Below are 6,046 nucleotides of genomic sequence, written 5' to 3'. Positions count from 1 at the left end.
GACCGCCGTGTTGGACGTGGCAGATCGTGCCGCGGTCCAGGATTACGCAGACAGCGTCCAGTCATCTTTCGGGCGCGTCACCATGGTGTTCAACAATGCCGGCGTCGCCCTCGGCGCCGACGTTGTCGACATGTCCTGGGAGGACTTCGACTGGCTGATGGGTATCAACTTCGGTGGTGTCGTCAACGGGACGAAGGCGTTCCTGCCTTATCTGATCGCCTCCGGTGATGGTCATCTGGTGAATACCTCCAGCGTCTTCGGTCTGGTCGGGATCCCCAGTCAAAGTGCTTACAACGCCGCGAAGTTCGCTGTGCGTGGCTTCACCGAAGCACTTCGCCAAGAGATGAAAATCAGTCGGCATCCGGTCACGGTGACATGCGTTCACCCCGGCGGCGTCAAGACCAATATCGTCAACAACGCTCGCGGTGTATCCGATATGGGGGCAGATACCGCCACCATTGCCTCGATGTTCAACAACATCGCCAGGACCACCCCGGAAAAAGCGGCGGCCACCATCCTCAAAGGAATGGACAAGAAGAAGCCCCGAGTGCTGATCGGCGCAGACGCACGGGGCTTCGACTTTGTCGCACGCGTGGTGGGTCCGCGCTACCAGGACATGGCTGCGCCTATCACCCGCGCGGGCTACGCCTTCGCTCGCAAGCGGGGGATCATCAAATGACCGTCGAGCAGGAGACTCGGCCGGGCACCACCGCGCGATCGCGGACGCTGACCGTGTCGGAGGTCGTGCAAGAGACCAAGGACTCTGTGAGCATCGCCTTCGAAGTGCCTGACGAGATCGTCGACGATTTCAAGCATCTACCCGGGCAGTTCATCACGCTGAAGATCCCGTCCGACCAGACGGGCCACGTCGCACGATGCTATTCGCTGAGCAGTTCACCTCATGTCGATGACTTCCGCCTCGAGATCGGGGTCAAGCGCACCGATGGGGGATACGCGTCAAACTGGTTGTGCGACAACGTCTCCGTCGGCATGGAAATGACCGTACTGACGCCGTCGGGAAAGTTTACCGCTAAGAGCCTCGACGTCGACATGCTTTTCTTCGCCGGCGGAAGCGGCATCACGCCGATCCTGTCGCTGGTGAAGTCGGCACTGGTGTCGGGCAGTGGGGAAGTCGTCCTGTTCTACGCGAACCGTGACGCCGACTCGATCATGTACGAGCGCCAGCTTCAGCAGATCAGATCCGAATTCCCCGAGCGGTTCACTTTGGTCGACTGGCTTGAGTCCGAGAACGGGATCCCCACATCCGAGGCTGTCGAGAAAATTATCCGTGACCACAAAGGGGCGGAGATCTTCACCTGCGGCCCTGCCCCCTTCATGGACCTGGTGGAAAGGTCCGCCGCCGCGTGTGGAGTGGACCATTCGAGTGTGCATCGCGAGGTGTTCCAGTCTCTGGCGGGTGACCCGTTCGACACCGCCACACTGCGTCGACTCAGTGACGACGAGGGTGTGGCGACGGCCACGGTTTATCTCAACGGAGAGTGCATCACCACGGCATGGCCACGTAACACGCCGCTGCTCGACGTGCTTCTCTCGCAAGGACACAACGCCCCATACTCGTGTCGAGAGGGCGCATGCAGCGCGTGTGTCTGCAAACTCATCGAAGGCGATGTCGACATGGTGCAAAACAACATCCTCGTCGACGACGACATCGAGGACGGTGAGCGACTCGCGTGCCAGGCACTTCCGCTCACCGACGCTGTGACGGTGAGTTTCGATGACCTCTGAGTCTTCGGGAGCCGGCCTACTGTCGCGGCGCTCGCGTGAGGTTCTCTCCAGTGACGGCACGAGGCTGTTCGTCGAGGAGTACGGGCTGGGTGATGATGCGCCGCTGGTGGTGTTCAGTCACGGGTGGGCGTGCCAGGGCCGATTCTGGAGACCTCAGATCGAACACTTCGCCAGCACACACCGTGTGGTGGTGTATGACCAACGAGGGCATGGCTGGAGTGACCGGGGTCATACCTCTTTCTCTGCGTCGGTCCTCGGCGACGATCTCGAGGCTGTCCTGCGGGCTGTCGTCACGTCGAGTCGTAAGGCATTGGTGACCGGTCACAGTATGGGCGGGATGTCGGTCATGGGTTGGGCTGCCGAGCACCCGGAGTCGGTGCCCCTCCTGTCCCGCGGTGCCGTCTTGGCGAGCACTGGCCCCTCCCAGTTGGTAAGTAGATCGACGCTGATTGGGTCGCCGCGTCGATTCCGCGCCTCATTGGAGCGGGCCTTCGCGGCCGGGCTCGCCATGGCGGGGCCGGAGATGCTTGACACTCGCTTCAACCGGCGGTTGGTGAAATACGGGACGATGGGTCCGCACGCGTCGGCCGACGTTGTGGCTGAGTGTTCTGAGATAGTACTGCGTTGCCCTCCTGCGGTGCGGGGAATGTGGGGCAGGGTCCTGGCCACTATCGATGTCAGCAAAGGAGTCGACTCACTGGCGGTTCCGACGACAGTGATCGTGGGCTCTGCCGACCGGTTGACACCCGAGGTTCATTCCACCGATCTCGCCGAACGGCTGCAGCAGCGCGGGCAGTTGCACGATTTCGCGGTGTTGCCGCAGATCGGTCACATGATCAACATGGAGGCACCGAACGATTTCAACGAAGCGGTGGCGCGATTGGACGCAGCCACGGAGAAAGGCTAACTCTTGATGCCTATGACCGGACGCACATAGCTGATGATCGCGGGGGGAGGGCCCTTCCGGTATCATTTCTTCCACAATGTCAGTCGTCCGCCGCGTTTCCTCCGCACCATCTCAGGTACAGCGTCGGGTGCGTGATGCCCGTAGCACGCGGTGGGATGAGCATCGGGTCGCGGTACGCGCGCAGCTGGTCGAGGCGGCCATACGGGCCATCGAACGCTGTGGCGTAGGCGTCAGCATGGACGACATCGCTGCGGAGGCCGAGGTATCTAAACCGAAGCTGTACCGCTATTTCGGCGACAAAGCGGGCTTGAACGGGGCGGTGGCGGCGAAGCTCGGGGCGTTGATGTGGGAGTCGGCGCAAGTCACAATTTTTGCCGAGCAAGATCATGCTTCGGTCGACGACATGGTTCGCTCGTCTATCCAGTCGTACGTCGCGCTCGTCGGGCAACATCCCGTGGTCGTCAGATTTCTTATGGCGAATCATTTGTTTGAGTACTCCGGATCGGGAAGTGGCGGAGTTGCGGAGCAATTGAGGTCGGTGATGGAGGTCATCGCCGGTCGGTTTACTGAATGTCTGCAGCGTATTCATGCAGATACCTCGATTGTTCCCATGGCAGTGGCGTCCATTCTGGGTTCTGGTCTATCTGCGACGCAGTGGTGGACCGACGGCGGTCGTGAGCAAGGGGTGGACGACAAGTTCTTCGCCGCACACCTATTGGAGACGACGTGGGGAATCATCGACGGCGCGGCCGCAACCGTAGGCGTCGCCTTCTCACGTGGTCTGCCATTCAGCCATCCCGGTTTCGCGTCCCGCCTCGAAGTGGACTGACCCATGTTTGGCAGCGAGCCATTCGCCGAACTTGTTTTGCCAGTGGCGGCGCGATTCGACCAATTCTTTGCGTTGCGGTCGGGTTGATCGTGCGTTCCGGTGGAGGGGTGTGTGTGCGTTGGTGGGCGGCGAGAAAGTCGTCAACGATGTGCGCGCAGTCGTGCCGGTCGATGTTTCGTAGCCCGGTTCTTCGTGCGAAATACCAGCGGTCCGAGAAGTTGGCACATTGCGAGTTCGATGTCGAAGTCGTCTAGTTCCTCGCGGGCATGAGAGCTTTGAGAATGGCGTCGAACGGTTGGCGGTACTGGTCGATTACCCGGATGCGCAGCGTTCCGGTTGGGGTCTGCGCGTCTACGCTTTCCCTGGGTCACTACTTGCGACCCGAGGGTAAGGCAGGCCAGAGTCGTGACATGCAGGGGCGCCGCGGCAAAGAGGGAAGCTTGTCGGCTGAGTAGCTCGATGAGCTGGCTGCGTAGCGGACCCGTCGAGGGTGCCGGTGGGATTACGTGGGGCAGCAGTCGCTCGAAGGTGGCGGCCAGCAGTTGCGAGGAACTGTGACGAGACAGCCGCAACGATGACGCCAACGCGCGGTTGCCGGTGGGCGGCCATACCCGATCGGATGGCGGATCATCGTGAGGAACCGCCGGACGAGTCACCAGTATTGCTACCCCCGCACACTGCGAGGTGCATGGGCTTCGGCCCCGACAACCTGCACGGCATTGAGATGGCCGTGCACCGCTGCGGCGATGAGGTGTTCACCGATATCGCGTTCGACGAACGGCATCTAGGCGCGCCGGGGTTGGCGCACGGCGGCGCGATCGCCGCCGCGTGTGATGACCTGCCGGGCTCACCTTGTGGTTGCTGCAACCCCGGCGGTCACCCGCCGCCTCACAGTCGAGTACCTGTTGCCGGTCCCGCTGCGCCGCCCGCACCGCATCAGCGGCCGCCTCACCGGAAGGAGGGGCCGCGCTCTGCACGTCACTGCTACGGCACCGGAGACGACAGTGTCACCCGGTTCACCGCAACCGCCGTCTTCGTCGCTGTCGACACCGACCATTTCGCCGCGCACGGAGATCGATCTCGGCGATTGCGGCGGGCCTGCTCAACCGGCTTTCCCGCGACGCCGGACCTACCGGGTGACCGCCGTCATCACCGACACGGCAACCGAATCCGCCGATGACGCCAACCCTGCATGCGCTGTGACTCACCGTTCGGAGCGGTAGTCCCGAGCAACGAACGCCGGGAAGAAGTCGGAGAACTGTGAGGCGCAGGCCCGGTGACGTTGGTTGTCATGGGGCCTGCTCGTTTCTGGTGCGGATGGAACTTCTCGAATGACAAGGAGGCGATGAGTTCCAGGCAGATGTGCACGTCATCGACGGCCCGCAGTTCGAAGGTTTAATGCTGCCGAGTTGGCTGCCGCCGGCGCCGATTGGAGCCAGGGTCAAGTAGCTTTCTCGGTCGCCCGGCGGGGTCGCCCTTCTCATAGCCTAGGTGGTCGGTCGGCTCGGCTTTGAAGCCGCGTTCAAGAGCCAGTTTGATCAGCCCCGAATCAAAACCCCCATCGCAGCTTTCTCAGAGTCGAGATCCGTTGGGGCACCGCCGGGTAAGCACCGGGCGCAGGATCGCGTGGAGTTGGTTGATCAGCCGGCCTTTGGTGTGCAAGAGGTTGCGGCGGCGTTCATCGAGGACCCGCAATACGCTGGTGTAGTCCTCGGTGTAGATCGGCCGGCCTTCGCCTTGCAGCGCCGCAACGCACGCGTCGGCGGCGGCGTGGATGTGGTCGTTCTTGCGGCGGCCGCCGCGGGAGAGCTGGCGCACTCGGGCGGTCTCGGTGGAGGGACATCGACAACTGATTCCCCTGCTCGAGCAGCCACAGCTACAGGATGGCAGAGGCCTTTGCTGTTCTCCACCGCCCATATGTTCAGGCAGCCTGCCGGCCCACTCGAGTTCACTGATCGGAGCGAACCTGGTGATGGTCCTGATCATGGCGTCGGTGTCGGTTCGTTGCTCGGCGTCGTTGTCCTGGTCGAACTACTCACATCAGTTCGATGAGCTGGTCGCGCAGCGACCCCGTCGAGTGTGCCGGCGGGATGCGTCCATGGTGTATTTGTCACTAGCCTGGTTCTTTCATCGGTGAATTCGACTCGCCGACCCTGATGCATGAAGAAAGGTGCTCTCACCTGCGATAATCGTTCTTGCGACAGTCCGATTACGTCAGAGCGAGGGAGCACCTTTCTGGTGAGTAACTCTACCGTGTTCTACCCACACATCCGCGCCACCGGCGACGGCGAGAACCTCGTGTCCCACGCCGGAACCATCCTGTTGACCCGAACAGTCGAGGTCAGCGGCCTCGCGGCCGAGTGGTCGACCGCACTCGCGCCGTGGCGCACGCCCTCCGCAGTCCATGATCCGGGCAAGATCATCGCCGACCTCGCCGTCGCACTGGTCGCCGGCGGCGACTGCCTCGCCGACATCGCCACCATCCGCGAACAACCCGACACGTTCGGCCACGTCGCCTCCGACCCGACCGTCTCCCGCCTGATCTCAACGCTGGCCGCCTCGCC

The 6,046-nt window shown here is 62.4% G+C and carries 6 protein-coding genes and 2 pseudogenes; 6 read left to right on the top strand and 2 right to left on the bottom strand.

Annotated features, from left to right (window positions below):
• The 4 genes from ACJMNC_RS18090 to ACJMNC_RS18075 all read left to right on the top strand — a co-directional run.
• A partial coding sequence (locus tag ACJMNC_RS18090; protein ID WP_408949336.1) for an SDR family NAD(P)-dependent oxidoreductase occupies positions 1-679 on the top strand: 679 nt, incomplete at its 5' end.
• Positions 676-1,746: a 2Fe-2S iron-sulfur cluster-binding protein gene (locus tag ACJMNC_RS18085; protein ID WP_408949335.1), complete on the top strand. Its 1,071-nt coding sequence runs from the start codon at positions 676-678 to the stop codon at positions 1,744-1,746. The genes ACJMNC_RS18090 and ACJMNC_RS18085, both read left to right, overlap by 4 nt.
• Complete coding sequence (locus tag ACJMNC_RS18080) at positions 1,736-2,653, top strand: alpha/beta fold hydrolase (RefSeq protein WP_408949334.1); 918 nt, start codon at positions 1,736-1,738, stop codon at positions 2,651-2,653. Before ACJMNC_RS18085 ends, ACJMNC_RS18080 begins: the two co-directional genes overlap by 11 nt.
• A 76-nt stretch (positions 2,654-2,729) precedes the next feature.
• Entirely contained in the window at positions 2,730-3,482 is a 753-nt protein-coding gene (locus ACJMNC_RS18075; protein ID WP_161896564.1) for a TetR/AcrR family transcriptional regulator, read from the top strand.
• On the opposite strand, the pseudogene ACJMNC_RS18070 reads toward ACJMNC_RS18075, so the two are convergent.
• Positions 3,442-4,048: pseudogene (locus ACJMNC_RS18070) on the bottom strand (hypothetical protein); the annotation flags it as partial. The gene ACJMNC_RS18075 and the pseudogene ACJMNC_RS18070 sit on opposite strands and share 41 nt — an antisense overlap.
• A gap of 53 nt (positions 4,049-4,101) precedes the next feature.
• Between ACJMNC_RS18070 and ACJMNC_RS18065 the strand changes: the two are divergent.
• Positions 4,102-4,662, top strand: a pseudogene (locus tag ACJMNC_RS18065) (PaaI family thioesterase).
• A gap of 392 nt (positions 4,663-5,054) precedes the next feature.
• On the opposite strand, the gene ACJMNC_RS18060 reads toward ACJMNC_RS18065, so the two are convergent.
• On the bottom strand, positions 5,055-5,300 hold the full coding sequence (locus ACJMNC_RS18060; protein WP_008382572.1) for a hypothetical protein: 246 nt from the start codon (positions 5,298-5,300) through the stop codon (positions 5,055-5,057).
• A gap of 420 nt (positions 5,301-5,720) precedes the next feature.
• On the opposite strand from ACJMNC_RS18060, the gene ACJMNC_RS18055 reads away from it, so the two are divergent.
• On the top strand, positions 5,721-6,046 hold a 326-nt coding region (locus tag ACJMNC_RS18055), incomplete at its 3' end, for a transposase (RefSeq protein WP_408949333.1).

Source organism: Gordonia sp. VNK21 (assembly GCF_046098115.1).
Classification (GTDB): domain Bacteria; phylum Actinomycetota; class Actinomycetes; order Mycobacteriales; family Mycobacteriaceae; genus Gordonia.
Note: the sequence above shows the minus strand (reverse complement) of the source record. Positions and strands in the feature narration are given on the sequence as shown.